Here is a 281-nt window from a genome sequence, read left to right as displayed (position 1 = left end):
CACACTACCATCGGCGCTACGGCGTTTCACTTCTGAGTTCGGCATGGGGTCAGGTGGGACCACCGCGCTACAGCCGCCAGACAAATTCTTTTCTAAGTGCCGAACTTTAACCGAAAAACTGGTGCTGATACCCAGAGTCGAACTGGGGACCTCACCCTTACCAAGGGTGCGCTCTACCAACTGAGCCATATCAGCACACTAAATTTGATGCCTGGCAGTTCCCTACTCTCGCATGGGGAGACCCCACACTACCATCGGCGCTACGGCGTTTCACTTCTGAG

Annotated in this window: 1 tRNA gene and 1 rRNA gene; both read right to left on the bottom strand. The window is 54.8% G+C overall.

Annotated features, from left to right (window positions below):
* Positions 1–81 (bottom strand): 5S ribosomal RNA (gene rrf / locus OGV98_RS00025); the annotation flags it as partial.
* Positions 82–119: 38 nt separating this feature from the next.
* Positions 120–195, bottom strand: a tRNA-Thr gene (locus OGV98_RS00020).
* Positions 196–281 lie beyond the last annotated feature (86 nt).

The sequence above is a fragment of the Citrobacter sp. Cf136 genome (assembly GCF_030333815.1).
Taxonomy (GTDB): domain Bacteria; phylum Pseudomonadota; class Gammaproteobacteria; order Enterobacterales; family Enterobacteriaceae; genus Citrobacter; species Citrobacter freundii.
Note: the sequence above shows the minus strand (reverse complement) of the source record. Positions and strands in the feature narration are given on the sequence as shown.